The organism is Ruegeria profundi, assembly GCF_049800715.1.
GTDB lineage: Bacteria > Pseudomonadota > Alphaproteobacteria > Rhodobacterales > Rhodobacteraceae > Ruegeria > Ruegeria profundi_A.
Map to the genome: position 1 here is coordinate 1 of NZ_JBNAFO010000004.1, position 24,855 is coordinate 24,855.

The 24,855-nt window shown below is 59.1% G+C and carries 23 protein-coding genes and 1 tRNA gene; 7 read left to right on the top strand and 17 right to left on the bottom strand.

Annotated features, from left to right (window positions below; genetic code table 11):
• Positions 1-1,230, top strand: a 1,230-nt coding sequence (gene glyA, locus ACP15L_RS07955; protein WP_425083769.1) for a serine hydroxymethyltransferase, incomplete at its 5' end; no start/stop codon positions are given.
• A gap of 70 nt (positions 1,231-1,300) precedes the next feature.
• Here the strand turns inward: glyA and ACP15L_RS07960 are convergent.
• Complete coding sequence (locus ACP15L_RS07960) at positions 1,301-1,675, bottom strand: hypothetical protein (RefSeq protein WP_425083770.1); 375 nt, start codon at positions 1,673-1,675, stop codon at positions 1,301-1,303.
• A gap of 47 nt (positions 1,676-1,722) precedes the next feature.
• Between ACP15L_RS07960 and ACP15L_RS07965 the strand changes: the two genes are divergently transcribed.
• On the top strand, positions 1,723-2,523 hold the full coding sequence (locus ACP15L_RS07965; protein WP_425083771.1) for an alpha/beta fold hydrolase: 801 nt from the start codon (positions 1,723-1,725) through the stop codon (positions 2,521-2,523).
• A gap of 9 nt (positions 2,524-2,532) precedes the next feature.
• Here the strand turns inward: ACP15L_RS07965 and ACP15L_RS07970 are convergent, their stop codons facing one another.
• From ACP15L_RS07970 to ACP15L_RS07990, 5 genes are all read right to left on the bottom strand, one after another.
• Entirely contained in the window at positions 2,533-2,910 is a 378-nt protein-coding gene (locus ACP15L_RS07970; protein WP_425083772.1) for a rhodanese-like domain-containing protein, read from the bottom strand.
• 71 nt (positions 2,911-2,981) lie between these two features.
• Positions 2,982-4,334 (bottom strand): HlyD family type I secretion periplasmic adaptor subunit, encoded by a 1,353-nt coding sequence (locus ACP15L_RS07975; protein ID WP_425083773.1) that lies wholly within the window; start codon positions 4,332-4,334, stop codon positions 2,982-2,984.
• Positions 4,335-4,336: 2 nt separating this feature from the next.
• Entirely contained in the window at positions 4,337-6,553 is a 2,217-nt protein-coding gene (locus ACP15L_RS07980) for a type I secretion system permease/ATPase (protein ID WP_425083774.1), read from the bottom strand.
• Positions 6,554-6,591: 38 nt separating this feature from the next.
• Entirely contained in the window at positions 6,592-8,523 is a 1,932-nt protein-coding gene (locus tag ACP15L_RS07985; protein ID WP_425083775.1) for a type I secretion protein, read from the bottom strand.
• Positions 8,524-8,655: 132 nt separating this feature from the next.
• On the bottom strand, positions 8,656-11,238 hold the full coding sequence (locus ACP15L_RS07990) for a beta strand repeat-containing protein (protein ID WP_425083776.1): 2,583 nt from the start codon (positions 11,236-11,238) through the stop codon (positions 8,656-8,658).
• Positions 11,239-11,840: 602 nt separating this feature from the next.
• On the opposite strand from ACP15L_RS07990, the gene ACP15L_RS07995 reads away from it, so the two are divergent.
• Both ACP15L_RS07995 and ACP15L_RS08000 read left to right on the top strand, forming a co-directional pair.
• Complete coding sequence (locus tag ACP15L_RS07995; protein ID WP_425083777.1) at positions 11,841-12,593, top strand: helix-turn-helix transcriptional regulator; 753 nt, start codon at positions 11,841-11,843, stop codon at positions 12,591-12,593.
• Positions 12,568-13,083 (top strand): hypothetical protein, encoded by a 516-nt coding sequence (locus tag ACP15L_RS08000; protein WP_170471745.1) that lies wholly within the window; start codon positions 12,568-12,570, stop codon positions 13,081-13,083. The genes ACP15L_RS07995 and ACP15L_RS08000 overlap by 26 nt, the downstream gene beginning before the upstream one ends.
• A 9-nt stretch (positions 13,084-13,092) precedes the next feature.
• On the opposite strand, the gene ACP15L_RS08005 is transcribed toward ACP15L_RS08000, so the two are convergent.
• From ACP15L_RS08005 to ACP15L_RS08025, 5 genes are all read right to left on the bottom strand, one after another.
• Positions 13,093-13,178, bottom strand: a tRNA-Leu gene (locus tag ACP15L_RS08005).
• A gap of 120 nt (positions 13,179-13,298) precedes the next feature.
• Entirely contained in the window at positions 13,299-14,417 is a 1,119-nt protein-coding gene (locus ACP15L_RS08010; RefSeq protein ID WP_425083778.1) for an alanine racemase, read from the bottom strand.
• Positions 14,414-15,661 carry a D-arabinono-1,4-lactone oxidase gene (locus ACP15L_RS08015; protein WP_425083779.1) on the bottom strand — a complete coding sequence of 416 codons (1,248 nt, stop codon included), beginning with the start codon at positions 15,659-15,661 and terminating at the stop codon, positions 14,414-14,416. Before ACP15L_RS08015 ends, ACP15L_RS08010 begins: the two co-directional genes overlap by 4 nt.
• An 88-nt stretch (positions 15,662-15,749) precedes the next feature.
• Complete coding sequence (locus ACP15L_RS08020; RefSeq protein ID WP_425083780.1) at positions 15,750-16,271, bottom strand: DUF2478 domain-containing protein; 522 nt, start codon at positions 16,269-16,271, stop codon at positions 15,750-15,752.
• Between the two features lie 70 nt (positions 16,272-16,341).
• Positions 16,342-17,007 (bottom strand): NnrU family protein, encoded by a 666-nt coding sequence (locus tag ACP15L_RS08025; protein ID WP_425083781.1) that lies wholly within the window; start codon positions 17,005-17,007, stop codon positions 16,342-16,344.
• 141 nt (positions 17,008-17,148) lie between these two features.
• On the opposite strand from ACP15L_RS08025, the gene ACP15L_RS08030 reads away from it, so the two are divergent.
• Positions 17,149-17,835 (top strand): hypothetical protein, encoded by a 687-nt coding sequence (locus ACP15L_RS08030; RefSeq protein WP_425083782.1) that lies wholly within the window; start codon positions 17,149-17,151, stop codon positions 17,833-17,835.
• Positions 17,836-17,838: 3 nt separating this feature from the next.
• Here the strand turns inward: ACP15L_RS08030 and ACP15L_RS08035 are convergent, their stop codons facing one another.
• Complete coding sequence (locus ACP15L_RS08035) at positions 17,839-18,243, bottom strand: c-type cytochrome (RefSeq protein ID WP_425083783.1); 405 nt, start codon at positions 18,241-18,243, stop codon at positions 17,839-17,841.
• A gap of 98 nt (positions 18,244-18,341) precedes the next feature.
• Here ACP15L_RS08035 and ACP15L_RS08040 point away from each other — a divergent pair, with 98 nt between their 5' ends.
• Entirely contained in the window at positions 18,342-18,779 is a 438-nt protein-coding gene (locus ACP15L_RS08040) for a DMT family transporter (protein ID WP_170461979.1), read from the top strand.
• Here the strand turns inward: ACP15L_RS08040 and ACP15L_RS08045 are convergent.
• The 3 genes from ACP15L_RS08045 to ACP15L_RS08055 all read right to left on the bottom strand — a co-directional run bounded on the left by ACP15L_RS08045 (position 18,763) and on the right by ACP15L_RS08055 (position 21,736).
• Positions 18,763-19,449 carry an ABC transporter ATP-binding protein gene (locus ACP15L_RS08045; protein ID WP_170701684.1) on the bottom strand — a complete coding sequence of 229 codons (687 nt, stop codon included), beginning with the start codon at positions 19,447-19,449 and terminating at the stop codon, positions 18,763-18,765. The genes ACP15L_RS08040 and ACP15L_RS08045 overlap by 17 nt on opposite strands.
• Entirely contained in the window at positions 19,442-20,737 is a 1,296-nt protein-coding gene (locus tag ACP15L_RS08050) for a lipoprotein-releasing ABC transporter permease subunit (RefSeq protein ID WP_425083784.1), read from the bottom strand. The genes ACP15L_RS08045 and ACP15L_RS08050 overlap by 8 nt, the downstream gene beginning before the upstream one ends.
• Before the next feature lie 78 nt (positions 20,738-20,815).
• Positions 20,816-21,736: a DUF6492 family protein gene (locus ACP15L_RS08055; RefSeq protein WP_425083785.1), complete on the bottom strand. Its 921-nt coding sequence runs from the start codon at positions 21,734-21,736 to the stop codon at positions 20,816-20,818.
• A 397-nt stretch (positions 21,737-22,133) separates the two neighbouring features.
• On the opposite strand from ACP15L_RS08055, the gene ACP15L_RS08060 reads away from it, so the two are divergent.
• Positions 22,134-22,490 carry a hypothetical protein gene (locus ACP15L_RS08060; protein WP_425083786.1) on the top strand — a complete coding sequence of 119 codons (357 nt, stop codon included), beginning with the start codon at positions 22,134-22,136 and terminating at the stop codon, positions 22,488-22,490.
• On the opposite strand, the gene ACP15L_RS08065 is transcribed toward ACP15L_RS08060, so the two are convergent.
• Positions 22,487-23,368, bottom strand: a complete 882-nt coding sequence (locus ACP15L_RS08065; RefSeq protein ID WP_425083787.1) for a glycosyltransferase family 2 protein — start codon at positions 23,366-23,368, stop codon at positions 22,487-22,489. The two genes, ACP15L_RS08060 and ACP15L_RS08065, sit on opposite strands and share 4 nt — an antisense overlap.
• The gene (gene proS / locus ACP15L_RS08070) at positions 23,352-24,692 is read right to left on the bottom strand and encodes a proline--tRNA ligase (protein WP_425083788.1); all 1,341 of its coding nucleotides are present in this window, start codon (positions 24,690-24,692) and stop codon (positions 23,352-23,354) included. The genes ACP15L_RS08065 and proS overlap by 17 nt, the downstream gene beginning before the upstream one ends.
• Positions 24,693-24,855: the final 163 nt, after the last annotated feature.

Here is a 24,855-nt window from a genome sequence, read left to right on the forward strand (position 1 = left end):
TTTGGCTCGATCACGTCCGAGCTGGGCCGTCAGCGCGACGAGATCGAGCTGATCGCGTCGGAAAACATTGTCTCTGCCGCCGTGATGGAGGCGCAGGGCTCGGTGATGACCAATAAATACGCCGAAGGCTATCCCGGCCGTCGCTACTATGGCGGCTGCCAGTTCGTCGACATTGCCGAAAACCTGGCCATCGACCGCGCGAAAGAGCTGTTTGGTTGCGGCTTTGCCAACGTGCAGCCGAACTCGGGCAGCCAGGCGAACCAGGGCGTGTTCCAGGCGCTGATCCAGCCCGGCGACACCATTCTGGGCATGAGCCTGGATGCCGGTGGTCACCTGACCCACGGTGCCCGCCCGAACCAGTCGGGCAAGTGGTTCAACGCCGTGCAATACGGTGTCCGCAAAGAAGACAACATGCTCGACTACGATCAGGTCGAGGCGCTGGCGAAAGAGCATAACCCCAAGCTGATCATCGCAGGTGGCTCGGCCATCCCGCGTCAGATCGACTTTGCCCGCATGCGCGAGATCGCCGACATGGTCGGCGCCTATTTGCACGTGGACATGGCGCATTTCGCCGGTCTGGTGGCCGCAGGCGAGCATCCAAGCCCCTTCCCGCACGCGCATGTGGCGACCACGACAACCCACAAGACCCTGCGTGGACCTCGTGGTGGTATGATCCTGACCAATGATGAAGATATCGCAAAGAAAGTGAATTCGGCGATCTTCCCCGGCATTCAGGGTGGTCCTCTGATGCATGTCATCGCAGGCAAGGCGGTTGCCTTCGGCGAGGCTCTGCGCCCCGAGTTCAAGACCTATATCCAGCAGGTCATTACCAACGCGCAGGCGCTGTCGGATCAGCTGATCAAGGGCGGTCTGGACACGGTGACCCACGGCACCGACACCCATGTTGTGCTGGTCGACCTGCGCCCCAAAGGTGTGAAGGGCAACGCGACCGAGAAGGCTTTGGGCCGGGCGCATATTACCTGCAACAAGAACGGCGTGCCGTTTGATCCGGAAAAGCCGACCATCACCTCGGGCATCCGTCTGGGTTCTCCAGCTGGCACCACGCGCGGCTTCGGCGAGGTCGAATTCCGCCAGATCGCGGACTGGATCATCGAAGTGGTCGACGGTCTGGCCGCCAATGGCGAAGACGGCAATGCCGAGGTCGAGGCCAAGGTCAAAGCAGAAGTCGCCGACCTCTGCGCCAGATTCCCTATCTATCCGAACCTGTAATTATTCTCGGGTAAACAAAAAGAAAACGGCGCCAGAAATGGCGCCGTTTTTCGTTGATATCACGTTTGGGTCAAATAAATCCGCGCCAACGCAGCACAATCATCGCCAATGCCGCCAAAGCGATCAAACCCAATGCTACAGATCCAAGAAAGCTCAGAAACCATCCCAATCGACGGTCCGCCAAATTGATAGCGTTCAGATGGCTCTGCACCTCTTCCGAGGCTTTCTCAAGCTTCGGCCCATCCAGAACCAGACGCAGTTTCGGATGTTCTGCCATCGGTTCGGCTTGTGCCAACACCATGGCCTGCTTGTAGACATTGCGCGGCAAGCGTCGCTTGGCGCGGCGCACCGAGGCGATCAGCGTCTTGTCCTTGACCCCCAGTTTCTTGCGCAGCAACTGAATGGTCTGCGCGATCTGGGTCTGGATATCTGTTTCCTGCGTCATCTGCGCCTCCTGACGGGACAACTTAACCGCCCTGCACTGGGGCGACAATGGGGCTGGTTGTTCGGTGCGGTCGCGCGTATCACAAGACTATGCTGAACACGATCATCCATGGCGACCCGACGGACACCCCTCCCCTGTTGATTGCACACGGGCTCTATGGCTCGGCCCGCAACTGGGGCGTTATCGCGCGGCGTCTTTCCGACGAGCGGCAGGTGATTGCCGTCGACATGCGCAACCACTCGCAGAGCCTGTGGAGCGATCAGCACGACTATCCCGATCTCGCGTCCGATCTGGCGGAAGTGATTGAGAGCCTTGGCGGATCAGCCGATGTGGTGGGGCATTCGATGGGGGGCAAGGCCGCCATGATGCTGGCTTTGCAGCATGGAGGTCTGGTCCGCAAACTGGTGGTCGCCGATATTGCGCCGGTGACCTACAGCCATAGCCAGATCCAGTTCATCGAAGCGATGCGCGCGGTCGATTTCTCGCGGGTTACACGCCGGTCCGACGCGGCGGAGCAGTTGGCAGAGCAAGGGGTTGATCCAGCTTTGCAGAGCTTCTTTACCCAATCGCTGGATATCGAGGGGAAACGCTGGCTTTTGAACCTTGATGCTCTGGCGTCCGAGATGCCCAAGATCATGGGGTTCCCCGAAGTAGACGGACATTGGGATGGCCCGGCGCTGTTTCTGGCCGGGGCCAATTCCGACTATGTTCTGCCAGAACACCGCGACAAGATCAAAGCCCTGTTTCCCGCCGCGCGCTTTGCCAAAATCCCTGGGGCAGGACATTGGTTGCATGCCGAAAAACCCCGAGAATTTGAGGCCGCCGTCCGGGCCTTCCTGAACGCATAACCTGCGCCTCTAGGCGGGCGCAGTCTCGCCGCCGCCATTGACCCAATCCGCCAGGCCGCCAAGGTTGTAGACCTCGTCATAGCCCATATCCTTGAGGAGCTTCCCTGCCAGCGCCGCACGCCCTCCGGCGGCGCAATAGAGGATAGTGGCCCGGTCCTTTTGCAGCTCGGGGTCATGGGATTTCAGCGTGTCGTCAGCACGGAACTCAAGCATGCCGCGTGGGATGTGATGCGCGCCGGTTGCGCGTCCCGACTGCTGAAGCTCGACCATGTCGCGGACATCCAGCAGAAGCGCTCCGCCCTCGATCATCGCCTTGGCTTGATCCACTTCGATGCGCGCGACCACCGCATTGGCCGCCTCCATCATATCCTTCACTGTTAGTGGCATTTGCACCGCCCCCTTTTGCCTACACATGCGAGGATTAGCATGCGACGACGGGTTGGTGTAGCCAAATCAAACTATTGCTCTCGAAATGCCCGAGACATGCTGTCTGAGACTGGTTTGGCGATATAGGCGGCGAAGGTGCGTTCTTCGGTCTGGATCATGATCTCGGCCGGCATACCCGGAGTGGGCACGAACCCCCGGACGCGTTTCAATTCTTCGGGTGTCAGGGAGATGCGCGCCAGATAGACCTCTTGCGGGACGCCTTGGGAATCCTCGACCAGCGCGTCGGCTGAGACATAGAAGACCTGACCGCTCAGAACCGGGGTTGTGCGCTGATTGAGCGCGATCAGGCGCACCGTCGCGTCCTGGCCAGTGACGACGCTGTCAATCTCGGTGCGGGGAATTTGCGCTTCGATGATCAGCGGAGCGTCGGCGGGCAGGATCTCGGCGATGGGCTCGCCGGTTTCGATCACGCCGCCGGGTGTGTGATAGTGCAGGCGCACAACTGTCCCGGTGACGGGCGCGCGCACGACCGCGCGGGCCAGAACGCTGCGGGCTTGTCGGGATTTCTCACGCACACTTTCAAGGTCGGCTTCGATCACACCCAACTCATCCAGCGCGGCCTCGCGATAGGCGGAACGGGTGCGGGAGATCTGTTCTTCGTATTTCAACAGCATCTGGTTAATTTCGGCGGCTTCGGCCTGCAAGCGCGCCTGCTGGCCATCGGCCTCGGCCTGAACGCGGCGGATCGTGTTGAGATCGCCTTTGCGCACCAATCCTTTTTCGAACAAGGCTTCCTTTGTTTCGAACTCTTCTTGCAGGATCTCCGAGCGTCTCTGCATGCTTTTCAACTGAGCCTCAAACCCGCTGGCGCGGATCCTTAAGGCCTCCATATTGCGCGCCAGAAGCGCGACATCGTTCAGCAGTGTTTTGCGCGAGACATCAAAGCTGAGCCGTTGGCCATCGAGGATCGTCATCACCTCGACATCATTTGACGCCTCTATCAGGTCGGGGGAAAAGTTGAGCTTTTCGCGCTCGCCATACTCAGCCAGCAACCGCTCGGTCATGGCTTGCAGGCGGATTTTGCGGATAAACAGTTCTCTCTCATTAGCCTCAGCCGAGGTCTGATCAAGCGTCATCAGTACCTGACCGGCCTGCACGGCCTCACCTTCCGAGACCTTGATATCCTCGATAATCCCCCCCTCAAGGTGCTGGACGATCTTGTTACGGCCGGTGGCAACAAAGCTGCCTTGCGCGATGACGGCTGCCGCCAGTGGTGCGCTGAAGGCCCAGACGCCGAAGCCTCCGAAACACACGACCAGCATCACGAACCCCACCACGATCAGACGATTGATCGAACGCGGGACCTCGGCATACCAGACGGTCGGCTCGGACGGAGACGCGTTGACGGGTACGATATCATTCATGATCAGCCCCCCTGCTGGCCTTCAATGCCGGGTTGTTTTCGTGGCGCATTCAGTTGCTGCAGCACCTGCTCACGCTGGCCGAACAAGGCGACGCGCCCATCGGTCAGCAGCATGATCTTGTCCACTACGTTCAGAAGCGTTGGCTTTTGCGTAATCACAACGACTGTGATCTTGCTGTCCTTGGCCTGCGCAATCGCCCGCGCCAGCGCCTGATCCCCCGCCACGTCGAGGTTCGAGTTCGGCTCATCCAACACCACCAGACGCGGGTTGCCAAAGAAGGCGCGCGCCAGCGCAATACGCTGTTTCTGCCCGCCCGACAGGGGCGATCCGTCAGCGGCGACCACGGTTTCATACCCCTGCGGCAAGGTTGCGATCATGTTGTGGACATCGGCCAGAACGGCAGCGTCGTGGATTTGTTCATCCGTCGCGTCCTCTCGCATCCGGCCGATATTGTCCTTGATGGTGCCCGGGAACAGCTGAACGTCCTGCGGCAGGTAGCCGATGCTTTCACCAAACTGGCGCGGGTCCCAGTTGCGGATATCCATCAGGTCCAGCCGCACACTGCCCGAAGTCGGCAGGATCGAGCCCACAAGCGTCTTGCCCAGCGTCGTCTTGCCCGCGCCGGAATTGCCGATGATCGCCAGCGTCTCACCGGGATTGAGCGCAAAGGTGATCCCGTTCAGTACGACGCGTTTGGTTCCGCCGGGCACATATAGCAGGCGTTCGACATCCAACCGCCCTTCGGGACGCGGCAAGCGCAGTTTTTCGAACTGAAGCGCGGAATTGGACAGGAGCGCGTTGATCCGACCATAGGCCCCGCGGGTCAGCAAGAAGCCGTTCCATCCCTCAATCGAGCCTTCAATCGGTGCAAAGGCACGCCCGGCGATGATCGAGGCTGCAATGACCATGCCGCCGGTAATCTCACCTTGCAGGGCCAGAAACGCCCCCCACCCCAGGATGGCGATCTGGGTCAGCAGACGCACGGCCCGCGAAATAGCCGCGAAGATCACATTGCGATCCTGCGCGCGCACCTGCCATGTCAGAGATTGCGCGGTATCGCGGCCCCAGATCCGAACTGCCTCGGGGATCATCGCCAGCGCGTTGATGATCTGGCTGTTGCGCGACATCGAATCCAGATGCTGGTTCGCCATGGACTGGGCTTTGTTCGCCTCGGCAAACGGTTTCGCGGTCGTTTTCTGGTTGATCAGGGCAATCGTCATCAACAGCAGGGCCGTTACGACAACGATCATGCCAAGCTGCGGATGCACCAGAAAGATCATCAGAATGAAAAGCGGCGCAAAGGGCACATCCAGAAATGAGATCAGCGTGCCCGAGACCAAAAACCCGCGCACCTGCTGCAAATCCCCAAGGGTCTGATACTCGCGACCGTTGCCGTGCAATGAGGCATGGGCCGCAGCACTCAGCACAGGGGCGCCCAGCCGCGCGGCCACTTCGACCGCCGTGCGCATCAGCATGAACCGACGGACCGCATCAAAGGCCGCCTGAAAAATCACCGCTCCGGCAACGATCGTGGTCAGCATGATCAGCGTATCCAATGATCGGCTGGTCAGGACTCGGTCGCTGATCTGAAACAGGTAGATAGGAATGGCGAGGATCAGAATATTGGTGGCGCAGGTCAGCACGAGAACGAACACCAGATTGCGGTAGATCGCGCGCATCGAGACCCGCAACGTACGCCGGAAATCCTCGGGCGGGGTTCGCTTGTGAAAGGTGTGGGGTGGCCCATTGCCGTCACCACCGCCAGATTTGGTCGGCGGCAACGGCTCGTTTGCCTTGGCCTCAATCGTAGTGCCTATGCGATCCCCACCATCTGTGCGCGCAGAGGGGGTCTTACGCGCTTTGGGTATGTTGGTGTCAACAGGATCAGAGGCCTCGGCGTCGGCCACCCCAGCGCCGCTACCTTCCGAGGTCGTATCTTGCGAAGGTTGCGGCTGTTCGCGCCGAAGGGGAGAATCGGCGCGGTGAGTGTTCTTCGGTTCTGCAGGACTAGGCTTAGCTGCCATTTGCTCCTTGCCCCGCGACGCGTCAGGCGTATCGACGCGCAGCGCATCATGTAGCAGAAGCAAGGCTGAGTCTTTGGGTTCTTGCGGCGTATTCGATCCCTTTTCGGTACGCGGCGCCTCGGACACGGCAACGCCGCCATTTCGATCCAAAGGGCTGGAACAGATGGAGCGGCGCGACGAAAACACAATCGACATAAACAAACCTTCCGGTCACTCGCTATAATTACAGGAAATCAGGCCAGCATGGACTGCAGGCCGTCGTCAGCGCCCGCCATCTCGGTCGGGGCTGTTTGTTTGGCGACGGTTTCGTGGATCTTGGCCAGCTCGCTATTGGCCTCTTCCATCAAAACAGCGATGGCATCATTTGTCAGCTCAGAGAGGCCCTCCTGATCCGGCACATCATACAGGCTGGCCTGATGCAGGAGCAGATCGGAATAGGTTTCCTCAGCCGCCATCACCACCGAGTCGATCCCAGCCTTGGCAACATTTGCCGCATTCAACAGGGCATTGCTGCCCGCGATGATTTCCGTCTCGGCCGCCTTGGGCCCAGACACGTGCACATCGTCCTGATCCAGCAGCATGGTAACCTGTTCCATGATGTTGACCTGCAGCAGATCACCCTCAATTTTCAGGGCTCGAATCTGCTCCATCCCAGCGAACATGGGATCGTTAAGTAATGCGTCTTCAAGCGCGTCCATATCCGCTTCACCCAGCGCCATGGCATTGGCCATATCCTGGTGCAGCACCTTGTGGCTGTCCTCGCCCGTCTTCGACACGGAGGCCTCGTTCATGACAAGGTTTTCATCACCCTGCGCCGAGATCGAGCCGCCCGATACGATATCGTCATCCACTAACACGTTGGTCTGGAACAGCATATCGACGGATATCATGTTGCCGCCGATCATGATCACATCATAGTAGCTGCCCAGCTGGACAATCTCGGTGACGTTGACCATCTGGTTGTCGCCCATCGCATAAAGCGTCGTGCTTGCCGAGATTTCGGCCTGTATGTGGTCGACATCCGTGGCGTCGATCTCTTGCTTGATGAAATTCGCAACGACCAGATCGCCGCTGATCCAATCGACCGAGGCAAAGGCGGGTTGCCCTTCGGCCCCCTCGGCCTGGTTCAGCCAATAGGCAGCTTTCGCTTCAACGCCGACCGAGGCTGACTGCACCACCTTGGTTCCGCTGCTATCGCCTTCTTCGATCTGGTCCCAATCGGAAATCACAGCGACCTGGCTGATCACAGTCAAATCCATCGCCTTGCCGCCTACGGCTATGTAGGGCGCATCAATCCAGGCAATCGTTGCCGCCACTTCGTTGACCGCAAGGTTGCCGCCCGCGATGACCATATGGCCGTCGGCAAATTCTTCGTCATCCGAGCGGTCCCATTCTACGGGCAGCATATCCGGCGTTTCGGTTTCCTCATCTGGTTGGTGATAGGCCGGAAGCAGGTCGTCCCATTCTACGGCCTCTTCAACCTTTTCGCCGTTTATGATCACACCAACGGCGTCTTCGCCGTGGAATTGATGAACCGTGACACCTTCGATCTCGGAGTTCATCGGGTTCACAATCTGCTCGGCAATCTCAGAGAGCAGTTCAAGCGACGCATAATCGGCCAACGCAAAGGACGGCGCCGCCACCGCATGGAATGTCAGGGCGGCCTCGAGCATGTCCTGCCCTGCACTGATCAGGGCGCCGACATCGCGGAACTCCCCTTCTCCGACGACGTCATTGTCGCGCAGGAACAGTGTCTGGAACGTGTAGGTGACTGCTGACCCTATCAGTTCGTTCTGAAACTGGAACAGCATCAAAGGCGGCGCATCTGCCGGCCCCAATGCCGCCTCGCGTACCGCCTCAGAAGGACCCTCCGGTGGGTCGAGGAAAATGTTTGTCTCATAGTTCGGGCCGTTTGCCGGGGGTGGTGGCGGCAGCTCGGCCGGAGGTGTGTTGAATTTGAAAGGGATCGGGGCATAGTCGCCCGGATCGGCCTTCAACGTGGCCTTGACCTCAATTCTTGTGGGGTCTGACAGGTCTTCAAGTTCGACTTTCCGCCGTAGCGCGGTGAACTCTTCATACTTGTCTCTCAATCGTCCTTGTTCGATTGTCAGCTCAAAAGTTCCAACAAAATGTGCAATCGTTTCAGTAATACTGTCGAGGGACATATTAAGGTTCCTTGTCACCCGCTACGGCCGAAAATTTCCGCTTTGGGTTTGCTAGACCGGGGCCACGTGGCGCGCCCCCGGCGGTTTTGAAAAAAGCTCGGGCTCTGAAAATGGCAGAGCCCGAAACGGGTCTTAGACCTCGGTATCGTCGCTGGCGTAGGACGACGTCATCGAGCCGCCCACCATGGTCGTATCGACCGAGTTACCAAGGACGTTTGCGCCCATGACGATCGACTGGTTGAACGCCGCCGTATCCACAACAGCTGCAGCCGATGCGTAGGATTCGCCGTTCACGATGCCATCGCCACCGTTGTCGGAGCCCCAGGTACCGGCGTTTCCGCCTGCACCACCTGCACCAGAATTGGCGCCCGAGGCCTCGCCACCGGTATTGGTTGCACCGTTTGTCATGCCGCCGGTCGAGCTTCCCATGACCGCGCCGCTAGTGCCGCCAGCCGCTGTGGCCGCTCCACCATAGCCGCCGTCACCGGACATTGCCGATCCCGTCGCGCTGCCGGTTCCAGTCGAGGTCGCATCATTGTCAGCAGACCCCGCGCCGCCATACCCGGCAATCGCTTCGGCCAGACTGTCAGCGGTTCCATCGGTGTCAGCTTCTGCAAACACCTCGTTGTCACCACCATCGCCAGCTGTGTTGGTCGCATCCGCAGATCCGGCGCCACTACCGGCCGAGCTCGATGTCGGCGAGGTCATGCCACCTGCACCGCCAGTACCTTCGGCAGTCGATTCACCAGTTCCGGTTGCTTCGGCTGTGCCATCGGTCGCATTGCTGCCACCGCCGCCGCCCGATCCATCCGGAGTTTGCAGGTTGTTGGTCGCACCTGTCACATCACCCGGGCTTTGCGAGATGTCAGGACCTGTCGCGGACTGGTCGCCAACGCCTTGCGCGTCCGAACTTGTGTCAACGCGGCCACCGCCTGCACCACCAGCACCTGCACCGCCGGGACCATTCCCGCCCATGCCCATGCCACCGGTGCCTGCACCGCCCGGACCATTACCGCCCGAACCCGCACCGCCAGGACCATTGCCGCCGGCACCTGTGCCGCCCGGACCGTTACCGCCAGAGCCTGCGCCACCGGGGCCATTGCCGCCAGAGCCTGCTCCGCCAGATCCGGCGCCACCTGTTCCAGTTGCATCTCCGGCTGTGCCACCACCGCCCGTTGTCGGATCAGGATCTGCCAGATTCAAACCAAGACCAAGATTCTGCTGGTTCAGCGCAGAAAGTGCGCCCTCGGCCGTTCCAGAGGCTCCGCCAGAGCCTGTGCCACCTGGGCCAGCACCACCCGGACCATTACCGCCGGAACCTGTGCCGCCTGGTCCGTTACCACCGGTGCCCGAACCACCCGGTCCGTCGCCACCAGTGCCGGATCCGCCCGGTCCGTTACCGCCGGTCCCGTCACCACCCGGCCCATTACCACCAGTCCCAGTACCACCGGAGCCGCTACCGCCCGGACCATTGCCGCCATCTGCGTCATTGGCCCCCATAGCGCCAGCACCCGCGATCCCAGCAGCATTGTTGCTGCCAGCGGTCGCGCCGTTGGCCTGGTTGCTGCCAGAGCTTGTGTTGTCGGCACTACCGCTGGATTGTGCATTGCCGTCGCCAGCGTTCGAGCCTTGTGCAGACGCATCAGTGCCCGCCAGACCAAGGCCAGTTCCCATCGAATCGGAGGTATTGTCGCCGCCATCCGCATTGCCGCTCGCGTTCGAGCCGGACAGACCAAGACCAACACCAAGACCCAGAGATCCAGCCGCGCCGCCTTCTCCACCATCGCCAGAGCTGCTTGCACTGGACGTTCCGGAGTTCGTCGCGTTCGAGGTGCTGTTGGCGTTGCCGCCAGCGGCGCCAGTACCGTCACCATCCGACTGCGCCCCTGACAGGCCTAGACCGATGCTGCCGTTATTCGCTTCGCCCGAGCTTGCGCCCGCTCCACCGGTTGCCGCGCCGTTCGCATCTCCGGAGTGGCCACCGAGGGCCATCGAAGTGCTGCCATGGGTATCACCCCACGCATCACCGCCATGGCTGGTCCCACCGCTGCCAGACGCTCCACCATCGGACGATGTGTCGATACCCTCTTCTGCAGTCGCGGTGCCGCCATTGGCATCACCACTCTGTTCGAAGGTACCGGAGTTGGACACGGTCGCACCGTTCAGCGTGTCATTGTCCGTCAGGCTGGCATACTGGTTGTTGAACGAGGCCATGTCATTGCCTTCGCCGTTCAACGAAATATCCAGATTCAGATCGTCACCGGGATCATAGTTCACGTCGTCTCCGGCCGTGATCACGTCACCGGTCGAGGCATCGTCGCCGATGTCCACATCGACCTTGTCATCGTCGCGCGGAATCCACTCGCCTTCACCAAAGTCGATATCGACCCGATTCACATTGTCATTGGTGCTGTTGCCATTGTCGCGAACGGTATTGCTGTCGTTACCACCATTGGTGTTGCTGTCATTACCACCGTTCGTGTTGCTGTCGTTTCCGCCATTGGTGTTACTGTCGTTGCCACCATTGGTGTTGCTGTCGTCACCGCCGTTTGTGTTGTCGACAGACTGTTGTTGTTGCTGTTGCTGCTGTTGGGCGTTTTCAGCCATCTCCAATTCAGGATCTTCAACACCCGGGTCTTCAACGACCGGGTCCATGTCTTCAACATCAATTTCTTCGACGGTTGTGACTGGGGATAGAATTCTACGGTCAGACATATTGATTTCCACTCTATTGGCGCACCTGACCACCATTCATCTCAAAGGTGGTTACTCGTGCGGTTGAAACAAAAATCCGCACGGTATGCCTGAACGCATAACCCTGCGGTCTGTTGGTTCCGAGCTTACTGCACCTCCTTTCCCGGCTAAGCCGACGTCCCCGCTGAAAAGAGATTCGCGAAAATGCACGAAAAGCGGGCGTTAAAGGAAAAACCTTCGCAATCTGAAGTAGAGGAAGCGTCGCAGCCTTTGACAAAGCTGCCAAGCTATCGAAAAGCTCTAGAACGTCTAGCCTGTTGAAATACGGGGATATTGCGGGAGTGGCCGGAGTTTTCGCTAAAAAATCCGACCTAAAACCCTACCAATTGGGCTTAGACGAAAGAAGCCTTTGAATTCCCTCTACTTACCCGAAATCACCGGAACACAACCCTAATCAATGGTTCTAGGACCAAGTATCAAATCCGAATATCCGGTTGCTGACCCCCTACATTTCATCTACAATAAGTCTATATTTTTAAGACTATTTCGGCTTTCGAACTGCCCGAATTACTTGTGTGAAAAACTGCGAATTGCAGTTCGGTTTTTTAGTGGGGGGGACAGTAATGATTGACTCGTCTGAGCGAGGCTACGCCTACCAGAATATCAAGACCGAAGACCTTTCAATTCACTTCATTGGTCGAGAGCTTTTTCTCTCCAATCAAACCCTCAGAAGCGTCCAGAACGAGTTTGACGTTCGCGCATCGCGTTTCGATTCACTGGACGACCTAACATCTGCCAAAGCACATGCTAGCCGCGTTCTGGTCGTAGATCAGGTCATGCTGGAGGATCTGCTGGAACGGCCAAGTAAATACGCGGCACAGGTTCCGTTTGGATGCCTCGCGTTTTCCTACCGCAAGGACGCTGCAGCCCGGCATCTGTTTGAACGCTGGGATCGCAGTCGGTACGGCGAGATCGGCTTTCTGCCTATGAACGTCGCCCCTGATGTGTGGCGGTCGATCCTGAGGCTGCTGATGCATGAGCAGCTTCACCTGCCCAGCTTCCTCGCGGATTGTGTCGCTGGCACCCAAGCGAACCCCTGCAAGGCCCCAGCATCATCCGTAACGCCCAAGCCCGCCGACTCACAGCAGGTTGAACTCTTCGACAGGCTGACAAAACGGGAAAAGGAGGTCCTCAGGTTGGTGTCTCAAGGCCAAAGCAACAAGGTCATCGCGGCCGGGTTAGGGATCACGGAACATACCGTCAAACTGCATATGCATAATGTGGTCGGCAAGATCGGGGTCAGCAACCGCACCGCCGCCGCACATTTCTATTTCGAGGTTGCGCCTTTTGATGCGCAAAGCCCCCGTGTTGGCTGATCTCGTGGAAGAGCGGTTTGACCGGCTGATCTTGCTGGTGGGGCGTTTGAACTATATGTGGACCAACACCGAAAGCCTGCTGATCCACCTAATTGCGGGTCTGGCAGGCACCAGCAAAGATGCCGCCGTTATCATCTTTCTGACCCTGAACACGACCCGCGCTCGGATTGATCTGGTTGAGCGGCTTGCAAAAATGGATGGCCGCCCCGAGGGCATTCGAGACCCGATCCTGGAGCATACAAAACGGCTTGGGAAACTGTCCGGCATCCGCAACCGGTTCAATCACTGCATCTATTCCTTCGATCCAGAAAGCGGCAACCCCAAGACCATTCTGATGCGTATTGCGGATCGGAAAACAGACATCAAAATGGGTCGCACGGATACTTTGGACGGTGAGGCCCTGCGCGAGATCGAACAGGTTGTCGAAGACCTGTCCACCCTGAACCGAGATATCTGGCAGCTGATCACAAGGCTCGACTATCCGGTCTAAGGAGCTGTGTGGTACCCGCGGCCGGACTCGAACCGGCACGGCCTTCCGGCCCAGAGATTTTAAGTCTCTTGTGTCTACCATTCCACCACGCGGGCAAGCAGTGTCGACACGCGGTCGGCACGCGTTGAGAACTACGCCCATAGCTTTGCGAATTCAATGCGCTTCGCGGTGAAAAACGGCTGAAAAATCGCACAAGTATCGCTGTGCTATCGGAGTCAATTCGGCAAGCATGGCCACTCCGCGATCACCTGCCCTTCCTGCACCGCTAAAACCGTTCCGAATAGGTTCAGAACAGCCTCGCTTTGGCTCGGGCGGATCAACGCGATGTCACCGGGTTTGACGGCCTGCTGAGAGCGGCCAGTCCAAACCTCCTGATTGCTCGACCGCCCGAAGACCGAGGAATAAGTGAACCTGTCGGGGTGGACGGGTTGGCCGGGGAAATGCCCTCCGAAGATCGAGATATGAGTTTTGCGGTGGGGTAGGAACTCTAAACCTGGCAGAGGGTTTGACGGCATGGTTTTGAGGACGGGGGTGGCCAGAAACGCGGCTGGTTGAAAGCCAGTGGTGGTCGCATGGTCGAAATCCGATGGCTTCACCAGGATCGAACCAAACGCAACCTCGGTGGCTGGGCCGGGTGTGTGATAGCTCTGAAAGGTCAGGCTGCCGCCGGTGTTCAGGCAATAACCCGCGCCTTCAGGCAGTGCAGCCACGGCATGTTCAAACGCTTTGGCGCTGGCCTTCGTTGCCCGCGACTTCAGGAGACCGGGCAGCTTCGCCAGATGCGCCTCATACCCCACAAGCCCGCTTAAACGAGCGTTTGGATGCGCAAAGATCACCCGTGCGAGTTCGGCAACCTGATCCACTTTCAACCCGCCACGGTGCAGACCAATATCCACCTCAAGCGAAAAACGCAGGGACGTTTGGCTTGTCTCCGCCAAAGCCAGATACTCACGCAGGCGTTCTGGGGTGTCGATCAGCCATTGCACCCGATCTGCCGCGTCCGGGCAGGTCTGCAAAACACGCGCGGCAGAGGTGACGGGCAGCGGTTTTCCGATCAGATGATCCGTTTCTTGTTCTGCCTGCAGCAAAACCGACAACATCGGTTCGGAAAAGCTCATCAGGCCTGAGCTGGGTATCAGTCCACGGATATGATCAAGCAACGGCAGGCAAGGCAGAGATTTTGCGACCAAGCGCCGGTACAGACCAACGTCCGCTGCGGCCTGTGCTGCCCGGCAATTTGCCTCAACCCGATCCAGATCTATTGCAACGACAGGCTGATCGACCCCATGGCTGCGCAAAGTCTCGGACAACCGGGTGAGGTAGGGATCGCTCATGGCCCGAACAACCGGCTCAAGGCAGGCGTCATGAATTTGCCCTTCGGATCCAATTCCTCACGCAGGGCGCAGAATCGGTCGAAATCCGGGTAGAGGCCGGACAAGTCTTTGTAGGAAAGACTGTGCATCTTGCCCCAATGCGGGCGCCCTCCGGCCTCAAGAAACAGTGGTTCCAGCGCGTTGAAATAGCGGCTGTGATCTTCACCCGCATCCGTGTGCAGCGCGATCGAGATCCGTGGGCCACCCTGAAACGGTGACAGGCAGGCCGTGTCACCTGCCGTCTGGCGCACCTCGATCGGGAAATAGATGTCCTTGTGGTCACGCTCCAGACGGCGAAAGACCTCGGTCAGGACATCACCAGCGATATCGGCGGGCAGATGATACTCCATCTCCCTGAACCGGATATGTCTGTCGCTGCACAGCACCCGCCAGCTTTCGCCTACGTAGTCCTCGTCCGATTGGGCCAGCGTGAGCAAGTTTAGCAACAGCTTGCGCAGACCGGGGCTGAAGCGCCCCGCGTCGCGGGCGAGCTTCAGCACCTTGACCGCCAACATATCCAGATCGCGTGGCGCTTTGCTTTCGGGGTCTTCGGTGACGGCGTGGCGTAGTTCGACCGCCTTGCCGGTGAAGGGGATGTAGAAGAACTCGAAATTCCGGTTCTCGGCCCAATTCTGATGCATGTTGGCCAAGACATCCGGCAGATCCGTCAACGTGACTTGACGGCGCAGATTGTATTTCGGCACGACATTAATCCGAGCCTCGGTCACAATGCCCAGCAAGCCCAGCGTCACCTGCGCCATCTCCAACGGGATTTGCGAGGTGGTCAATATGTCACCGGTCGCACCGATGAACTTGGCATCGGTAATCTCGGCCGCAAGACAGGGCAAAGTGCGTCCGGTGCCGTGAGTAGCCGTGGACGCGGCCCCAGCCAGCGACTGCGTGTTGATGTCACCCAGATTGCGGAACGCCACACCCTGCTCGGCCAAAGCCGGTGAAATATCTCGCAGACGCGCGTTAGCATTGACCCAGACCTGCCCATCTTTCACCGGTCCAACCGTAGGCAAATGCAACTCCGACAGATCCAATATCCGCTCGGCGCCGCCTACGATTGGGGTAAAGGAATGCCCTGCCCCAACAACCCGCAGATTTTCAGGTTCCGCAACCGTCGCCCGCAGCTGTTCCAACCCCACAGGGCGCGCAATCGGAGCGGTGGCGGTTTCGTTCCCGGCCCAGTTTGACCACATGCTTATAGTCCTCCCAGAGAGAGGATTGCAGCCAAGGCACGGCCAAACAAGTCAGGATATCAGCGCATTACGCTACGTGAGGCTGCCCTTAAGCGGCATCCGCCCGCTGGGCCGAGACCTTTTCGAACCAGCTGACAATCGCCTCACTATCCGGGGATAGCTGCTCTGCCGCCCCGCCCGTGAAGGCCTGAAACTTCTCATCATTCAACCCGTTCACGCCCAGCAGAACAGGAATGTCCTGCGCCAGCGCCTCGGCGATGACGGAGCGGAAACCGCGACCGTCGGCCTCGTGTTTACCGAACTTGTTGATGATCATCAGCTGCGGGTCATCGGCTAGCGTTGCCATGACCTGTCCTACAGCCTGCTCAAGCGCCGCCGGGTCCAGACGGCAGCCACGCGCGTGCTCGCCCAGGGATTGCGAGATACGGATGGTCTCGCCATCGGGCAGAACCTGCACATCCATATCGCATTTGCTGCTATCGGTGCATTCCGTGTTGGTTTGCACGACCCCCGCCAGTTTGGCACCACGCGCCAGTAGATGTGCGGCCACGGCGCTTAACAAGCGGTCGGTCGCGCCGCGATCGGTGGTGGTAACATAGGCCAGATGCATTTTTGGACCTCGTAAGTCAAACTTCAGCGTATCAGATAGCACGGTACTCGCGGGTCGACCACTCCTTGCTTCACGGAAGTGGAGAGACACCGATCACAGCACCGTGCAAACCGATCAGAACGGCAAAGACGGCAAGCGAGGCAAGCCACACGTGAAGGGGCGGCCACGGTGAGGGCGCGCGCAGCGAAAACCGCGCCGTATTGCGCGACAGCCGCGGCCAATCCGCCCCCAATGACCGGACTGTCCGGCGGTCGATCAGCGCCATGCCCAACGCGGCAAAACCGGCGAACAGGCCAAACAGGATCACATGAGACAAACTGCCATTCGCCAGAAGATGCGCCCCGGCCCATAGCATTAACGCTGCCAAAAGCGGATGGCGGGTAGTGCGCAGAATACCGGGACGGTCCGGGGCAAAGCCCGCCGTCCCCAGCCCACCGAAGGAAAACGGGTTACTGATGGCTAATCCGGCCACCGCGAGCCAGCACACCACCGGCATCACGACCAACGGCACCCAACGCAGCGTCGGCCATGGCGGGATCACTTCGACATAAGGCGCGTTCGCCGCAGCCACGATCAGCCATGCAAGGACAATGACGGACAATGACGAATACGCCAGCAGATACCCCTTTTGCCCCAGAACCGTAACCAATCTGGCCCGCACCGGCGCCCGCGCGGGAATGGCATGGCTCAGGAAGAACGCAGTCAAAGCCGATATGAATGGCACCCAACTGGACATGTACTCTCCGATAGATGTTTAGACCCGTGTAGCGGTATCGTGCCGATTTGGTCTTGTGCCAGATCAAGTACCTGCTGCGGCCCGGCCACGTCTACGTGAAATCGCCTTGCGCAACGCAAGTGACGCACTAGGGTTGACCTCATGGCCATGCGCATTCTGTTTATGCTCCTTTTGCTTCTGTCCTCCTGCGGGCGCCCCCTGACCGAGCAGGAGCGTGGCTTTGCAAGCGCGGTGCAAGGCACGACGCTGGATCTGGATAGCGTCCGGCTGGTCAAAGGGGCCCCTGTCGTGCCAGTCACCTATTTCCGCGAAGCCCGCCCGCGCGAGGCCTGTCGGGAACGTATCCTTCCGCCTGTTGAGGCTGGTGTGGTCACTGGAAAACCGGCCGCCGTAGCCCTGTTCAACAAGGTCTATTTCGCGCGCGATTGGTATCTTGAGGACTATATGTCCGACTACCCCGAAGAGATGAACCTGATCGCCGCGATGTTGCTGGCGCACGAACTGACCCATATCTGGCAATGGCAGAACCGCGAGACCACAGGCTATCACCCCTTGCGCGCCGCAGCGGAACATGGCGGGCGCAAAGATCCTTATCTGTTCGATCTGGAAACCTCGCCCGATTTCCTGTCCTACGGGTTTGAACAGCAGGGCGCGATTGTCGAGGAATATGTATGCTGCCGCGCGCTGGACCCTCAGGCGCAGCGCACCAAAAGGTTGCACGATATGCTGGGGGAGCACTTCGATCTGTCCCCGCTGCCACAGGCCGGCCGCGAGCGTGACATCGCAATCCCATGGAGCGAGGCAAAGATCGAAGGCATCTGCAGCTGAGGCTTAGCCGTCTTGCAGGGTTTTCAGATATTCCACCAAATCAACGATGGGCTGACTCGTCAGTATCGGTTGCCCATCGGGCGTTTTGATCGCGGTGTCCTGCCCTTCGAAATACGGGCCATAAACCGGCATCGGACTGCCATGGCTCACCAACGGATCACGCCCGTCAATCCGCCCCACTACGCGGGCCGTAGGGAAAACACCATCCGCATTTGCCAGTGTCTTCAGGTTGGTCGGCTGAATGACCAGCACCCCGGCCATCGGCCCATGTCCGGTTGCATCAATCCCGTGACAGGTGGCGCAATAGTGCTGGTAAAGCTCGGCGCCTTTCTCTGCATCCTGCGCCCAGAGGGGGACAGACATGGCAATCAGAACTGACGCCGTTGCAAAACAAAGCTTTGTGATCATCGCATCCTCCTACCACAATTGCTGTCAACAGGCTTGCCCGCTGCGCGCCTTGGCGCAATGATCCAGATCAACGAGTACGGGTAAAGAGGGTTCGGGCCATGACACAATACGCAGCCATCATGTTGGCCGCCGGGATCGGAGTCCCAATCCTTGCAGCTTTGAACGCGGCGCTCGGCAAGCTTATCGGCTCGCCGACGACCGCGGCTGTGATCCTGTTTGCCATCGCCTTCGGGTCTTCCGCGCTGGTGATGGTGGTCTTTCCCGGTTTTGAGGCGCTGTCAAAAGTGGCGCAGGCCCCGAAACACCTGTTGCTGGCGGGCGTTCTGATTGCTTTCTACGTCCTGTCGATCACCCATGTCGCGCCGCATTTCGGCGTCGGCAACGCCGTGTTCTTTGTCCTATTGGGTCAATTGATCAGCACGGCCGCCATCGACCATTTCGGCCTGTTCGGCGCGCAGGTCACGCCACTTACCTTGATGCGCGCAGGAGGAATTGCGGTGATGGCGATTGGAGTGGCGATCACTCAACTGGCTTGAGCACTCCACCTTCCAACCTGACGATCCGGTCCATCCGTGCGGCCAGGTCCAGATTGTGCGTGGCGATCAGAGCAGACAGGCCCTGGTCGCGCACCAGGGTCATCAGGGCCTCAAACACCTGATCAGATGTATCCGGATCAAGGTTGCCCGTCGGCTCATCCGCCAGCAATACGCGCGGCGCGTTGGCCAAAGCACGACAGAACGCGACCCGCTGCTGTTCCCCCCCGGACAGCGCCGCCGGACGGTGATCGGCGCGTTGGGCGACTCCGACACGGTCCAACAGGGACATCGCCCTGTCCTGCGCATCCCGCTCGGACACACCGTTGGCGAGTTGTGGCAGGGTGATGTTCTCCAGCGCTGTGAACTCAGGCAGCAGATGGTGGAACTGGTAGACGAACCCAACATCCTGACGCCGCACAGAAGTGCGCGTGCGGTCGCCTTTTCCTGCAAGATCCTGACCCGCAATCTCAACGTTGCCACTGTCCGGCGTGTCCAGCAGCCCGGCGATATGCAACAGGGTCGACTTGCCTGCACCCGACGGCGCAACAAGCGCGACGGCCTCCCCTGCCTGCAACTCCAGATCAATCCCGCGCAAAACCTGCACCTCACCCGGAGTGCCTTGCAGGTAAGTTTTCGTCAGACCGTTCAGCCGCAAGCTCACATCATTCATAACGCAGCGCCTCAACCGGGTTCAGCCGCGCGGCGCGGCGGGCAGGGAAATAGGTGACGAGGAAAGACAGGCCCAGAGACAGGCCAATCGCCTTGAGAACGTCACTGAGGTGAAGTTCCGCGGGCAAGGCGTAGATCCCACGGATCGACGGATCCCAGACACCACCGCCCATGGCGTAGTTCACAAACGAGAAAATCGGGTCGATGTAGAGCGCGAAGAGGCAACCCAAGATCACGCCCATGACCGTGCCGATGATGCCCGTGAACGCGCCGCAGATGAAAAACACCCGCAGGACCGAGCCCTCGCTGAGACCAATGGTGCGCAGGATGCCAATATCTCGGCCCTTGTTTTTGACCAGCATTATCAGGCCTGAGACGATGTTCATCGCCGCAATGAGGACAAGGATCGACAGGATTATGAACATCACGTTGTCCTCGACTTCAAGTGCCCTCAGGAACCCGCCCGAGGCGTCCTGCCACGTCCATATCTGACTGCGCTCACCTGCGGCTTCAAGGATGGGGATCAGGATCGGATTGAGGTCTTCGGGGCGTTCGACCATAACCTCGATCTCGTCGGCGACACCCTCACGGTTAAAGAAACTCTGCGCCTGCGAGAATGGCATGTAGACGCGCGTGCGGTCGATATCGTAGCGCCCGGCCGAGAACACGTAGACAACGCGATAGGCGTTTACTCGTGGTGAGGTGCCAAAGGCCGTCTTAACCCCGTTCGGCGAAGTCAGTTTGACGGTGTCGCCAACCGTGGCGCCAATACTGCGGGCCACGCCGGAACCGATGGCAATGACGTCCTCGCCCGTCTGGAACTGGGACAGATCGCCAACCGCTTCTTCGCTTTCCGCGATCCCCGGCAAGTCGCGCAGATCGTCCGGTCGCATCCCGAAGACCTGAACCCCACTGCTGCGGTCGCGGTTGGTGATCAGCACCTGCCCTTTGACCAGTGGGGCGACCCGTTCAACACCGGGCACCTGCGCCAGACGCGCCGTACGATCCTCAAAATCTGCAATGGTCCGGTCAACCCGCCCCTGCGCGTCGATCTCACCCGAGGAATAGACCGTCACGTGCGCGTTGGCCCCCAGAATGGTGCCAACGAATTCGGCTCGGAACCCCGAGCGCACCGCTAGGGTTGCAATCAGGGCAAAAACAGCCAGCGTGATCCCGATCAGCGAGATCCAGGTCATTACGCTCACGCCACCCTCGGCCCGACGCGCGCGTAGGTAGCGCCAGGCGATCTTCCATTCAAAAGGGGCGAAAGGCGGGGGTGTTTTGGCCATGCCTGCTCCGGGGTTTTTCTGGTTTGGCGCGACCCTTTCGGCATTTCGCCCGCGGGTCAAGCCGCTTGTCCTTATGGGTCAGCTCGAAAGCGCGGAAGTTTGCTGCAGAACCTCTTCGGTCACCTGACGATCGCATATGCCACGCGTTTCAAGGGCCGCATAGACTTGCCCGCGCAAATCCTCTGGCAAGTTTGCAACCGCCCTGTTGTGCAGCCCGAGGGTCAGCGATCTGTCGTCCTGCAGCCGCGCGACCAGCTTAGCCAGTTCATCCGTGGAATAAGTCGGCCACATCCCGATATGCGCAGGGTCAGCGGGTTCGAACCACGGCGCATAGCCATCACGTGACATCAGACAGAACGCGTTCATCAACATGAACTCCGATGGCCGCCGTTTAGACGCGAAAAGCGCCTGAACCGAGCCGTAGCGTGTATTGATCTCATCAAGCAGCGAAAGGACCAGCGTCCGGCGTACCGGAAAAGGCGTTGAAAACGTCGTAGTGCGCAGGTCGTCCGTCAGCGGGTGTTCAACACCCAAAGCTTCAAGGCTCTGGAGCAACCAATTGCGGTGATAGTCGCTTTGAACTGGCATGAACTGAATGCGGGCTGGTCCTTGGGGGGAGAAGAACTCGCCTTCTTCGAACGACCGCAGGAACAGGTTCTTGGTGTCGAGAATGACGATGCTCTCGGCCTCTGCCACCCGCGCCGCGCCCAGTTTCAGTACCTGTTGCATGCGGTAGCCATTGTTGCCCCGCCAACCGCCTTTGCGGATCAGGGGAAGGCGATAGCGGTCTTCGATGAGGATACGATCTTTCAGCGGCCGCCGCGCAGTGTGCCCCTCGCCCAGCAACACCTCTTCGCCCTTCAGAATCCGCACTTTAGGACGCAGCGGGCCATAGTACTGCAGGATCGGTTCGATCTTCGCTGCTAGTCCGGCCTCATCTATATCGTTCAGAATAACATGGATCGAGGCCACCTGATCCGGCGCAACAAACCTGGCCATAGACATCGCCTGAAGCCTGAGCAGCGGAAAATCCTTGGAATAGACAATAGTGGCGAAACTCAGCACGAACCTGCGGCCTTTCTCTGGGGCGTGCCCTCGTCTATCAGCAAATCTGCCGAGGTCAAATTGCACTGCCTCCAGATCGAAACGAATCACTTACCGGTCCTTTGGCAGGGTAAAAGTAGTCTTGCCCGCCAATTGGTTACACCAGAGGTTGTGACGACCTTCACAGACAGGCCGCTATTGTTTCAGCTATGAAGTCAATATCGGCATTGCGTGAGGCACTGAACTCAAAATGCCACAACAATTGAGCAATTTTATTTCGCTTTTTGCTTAATATCAGAAACTTTGTCACCCTGACTTTGGGGGAACACATTTGAAAGAGCGGGGGTCGCTCATGAATATTCAAAATACAACACTTGGGACGGGCCCGATTTTGGCCCGCAAACCTTCATCAGATTTGGATTGTGAAACTGCGGCACTGCTTCGTGCTGCGATCCGTCCGATCTTTGCAAGCGCAGTTAGCTGGAACAATTTGGCCGAGGTCCTGAGGGACAAAGGCTATCGCCTTGCGTTTCGCGAAGGGCGTCTTTGCGTAACCGACCGCGACACCGGCGCACGCATCTGCGGGATCCGGTTTCTGGGCTTTGAGCTTCGGGAGCTGGTACGTCGCATGGGGCGTCCGATCGTTGTGGCCCGCGGGAACGACGCAGACGGCGACATTCTGACTGCGCGGCCGGTCGTACGGGCCTAAAAACTGCGCCAGAATTGAACGGACCGGCGCAGGGTTTTTGCCAGACTGTGGCGCGCGGCGATCTTGATCGACTCGGGTGTGTCGGGTCGCCGTAAGAGCTCCCAGATCAGACGAGCCGGCATGTGGCCGCGTCGATAGAACCCGGCGAAATCATCCAGACTGAGGGCTTTCGCGGATTTGAATCCCGCGTAGTAGCTCATCCAGACCCGAGCGTAATCCTTGCCAGTCGCGTCCTGATCACTGGTCGCGCCGCGATCCCAGAACAGTGAGATCGGCTCATCCATACGCTCACCCTGATAGCCCGAGCCAATCAAGCGCAGCATCAGGTCATAGTCGGCAGCGATACGGAACTGGCTATCGTGCCCGCCCAGCGCCTGAAACACATCACGACGAATGAAGACCGAGTTATGGCAGAACGGCATGCGCTGCAGGATGGCTTTCAGCGACATCCGCTTTTCCATCGTCTCGCCACCATCCTCATAACGGCGCAGCGTTGAGCCATATAGGAAATTCGGCTTGGTCGCCTCCAGCCGATCTGCGGCTTGGTTGAGAATACCATCCGAGGCCAGCGAGTCGTCTGAGTTCAGGAACAAAAGGTACTCACCCTTTGCCGCCTGCGCGCCCTTGTTCATCGCGTCATACAAACCGCCATCCGGTTCACTGATCACGGTCGTGCGCGGCATCCCTTCGGTCAACTCGTGCAAAAGAGCGACGGTGCCGTCGGTTGAGGCGCCGTCTTGAATTATATGCTCGGCCCGCGCGCAATTTTGGCGCTGCATGCAATCGACAACGCCTTTGAAACTGTCCTGCCGCCCCTGGGACAGCAGGTTGTAGGTCGCGGTGATGACCGAGATGAGCGGATCAGGCGATCTGCTCATAAATCCCGGCAATTTTGGTGACAGCGGCTTCGGGGCTCAGCTCTTCACTTTCGCCTGTGCGGCGGCAGGTCAGCTCGACTACACCGTTCTTCAGGCCGCGCGGTCCGACGGTGATGCGCCATGGCAGACCGATCAGGTCCATGGTGGCGAACTTGCCCCCTGCCCGCTCGTTGCGGTCGTCGTAGAGGGGCTCAAGGCCCAGAGCGGTCAGAGCACCATAGAGCATGTCACAGGCCGCATCCGCCTCTTCATCACCCTGCTTCAGGTTGACGATGCCGCAATGGAACGGCGTCACACCTTCAGGCCAGATGATCCCTTTGTCATCGTGGCTGGCCTCGATGATCGCGCCGATCAGGCGGCTGACGCCGATACCATGGCTGCCCATGTGAACCGGGGTCGGTTTGCCATCGGGGCCTTGAACGGTCGCGCCCATGGCTTCCGAGTACTTGGTGCCGAAGTAAAAGATCTGCCCCACTTCGATCCCGCGCGCCACGCGGCGGCGCTCTTCTGGGATCTGGTTGAAAAGCGCCTCATCATGGGTTTCGTCCGTGCGCGCGTATTTTGAGGTGAACTCTTCCAAAATCGCCTGACATTGCGCGCGGTCATCATAGTCGATCTGACGGTCGCCAAAGGTCAGATCAGTGACGGCGCTGTCATAGAAGACCTCGGATTCACCAGTGTCGGCCAGAACCAGGAACTCGTGCGTGTCATCGCCGCCAATCGGGCCGGAATCGGCGCGCATCGGAATAGCCTGCAGGCCCATGCGTTCGTAGGTGCGCAGGTAACTCACCAGATGGCGGTTATATGCGTGCAGCGCGTCTTCCTTGGTCAGGTCGAAATTGTAACCGTCCTTCATGTAGAACTCACGCCCTCGCATAACGCCGAAACGCGGGCGGATTTCATCGCGGAACTTCCACTGGATTTGGTAGAGGGTCAGCGGCAGGTCCTTGTAGCTGCTGACATGGCCGCGGAAGATATCGGTCACCAGTTCCTCGGCCGTCGGCGTATACAGCATGTCGCGACCGTGACGGTCTTGCATCCGCAGCATCTCTTGGCCGTAGTCATCATAGCGGCCGGACTCGCGCCACAGGTCCGCCGATTGCAGGATTGGCATCTGGATCGCGATATGGCCTGCCCGCGCCTGTTCCTCGTGTACGATGTTTTCCAGCTTGCGCAGGACCTTGAAGCCCAGCGGCAGCCAGGAATAGATCCCGGCAGCAGCCTGCTTGATCATCCCGGCGCGCAACATCAGCCGGTGGCTGACGATCTGGGCCTCGGAGGGGTTTTCCTTGAGAACGGGCAGAAAGTAACGGCTAAGGCGCATTGGGTGACCTTCAAAGGTGGATTTGAGCTTTTCAAGGTGATTATGCCAAACCCCCGCCGGGGGCAATCGGCCATTGGTGATTTTGCGACCTCAGGTCCGTCGCATTTTTTATTGACCAGCCAATCAGGAACCTCAAATGTGACGGAAATGTAAAATCATGAGG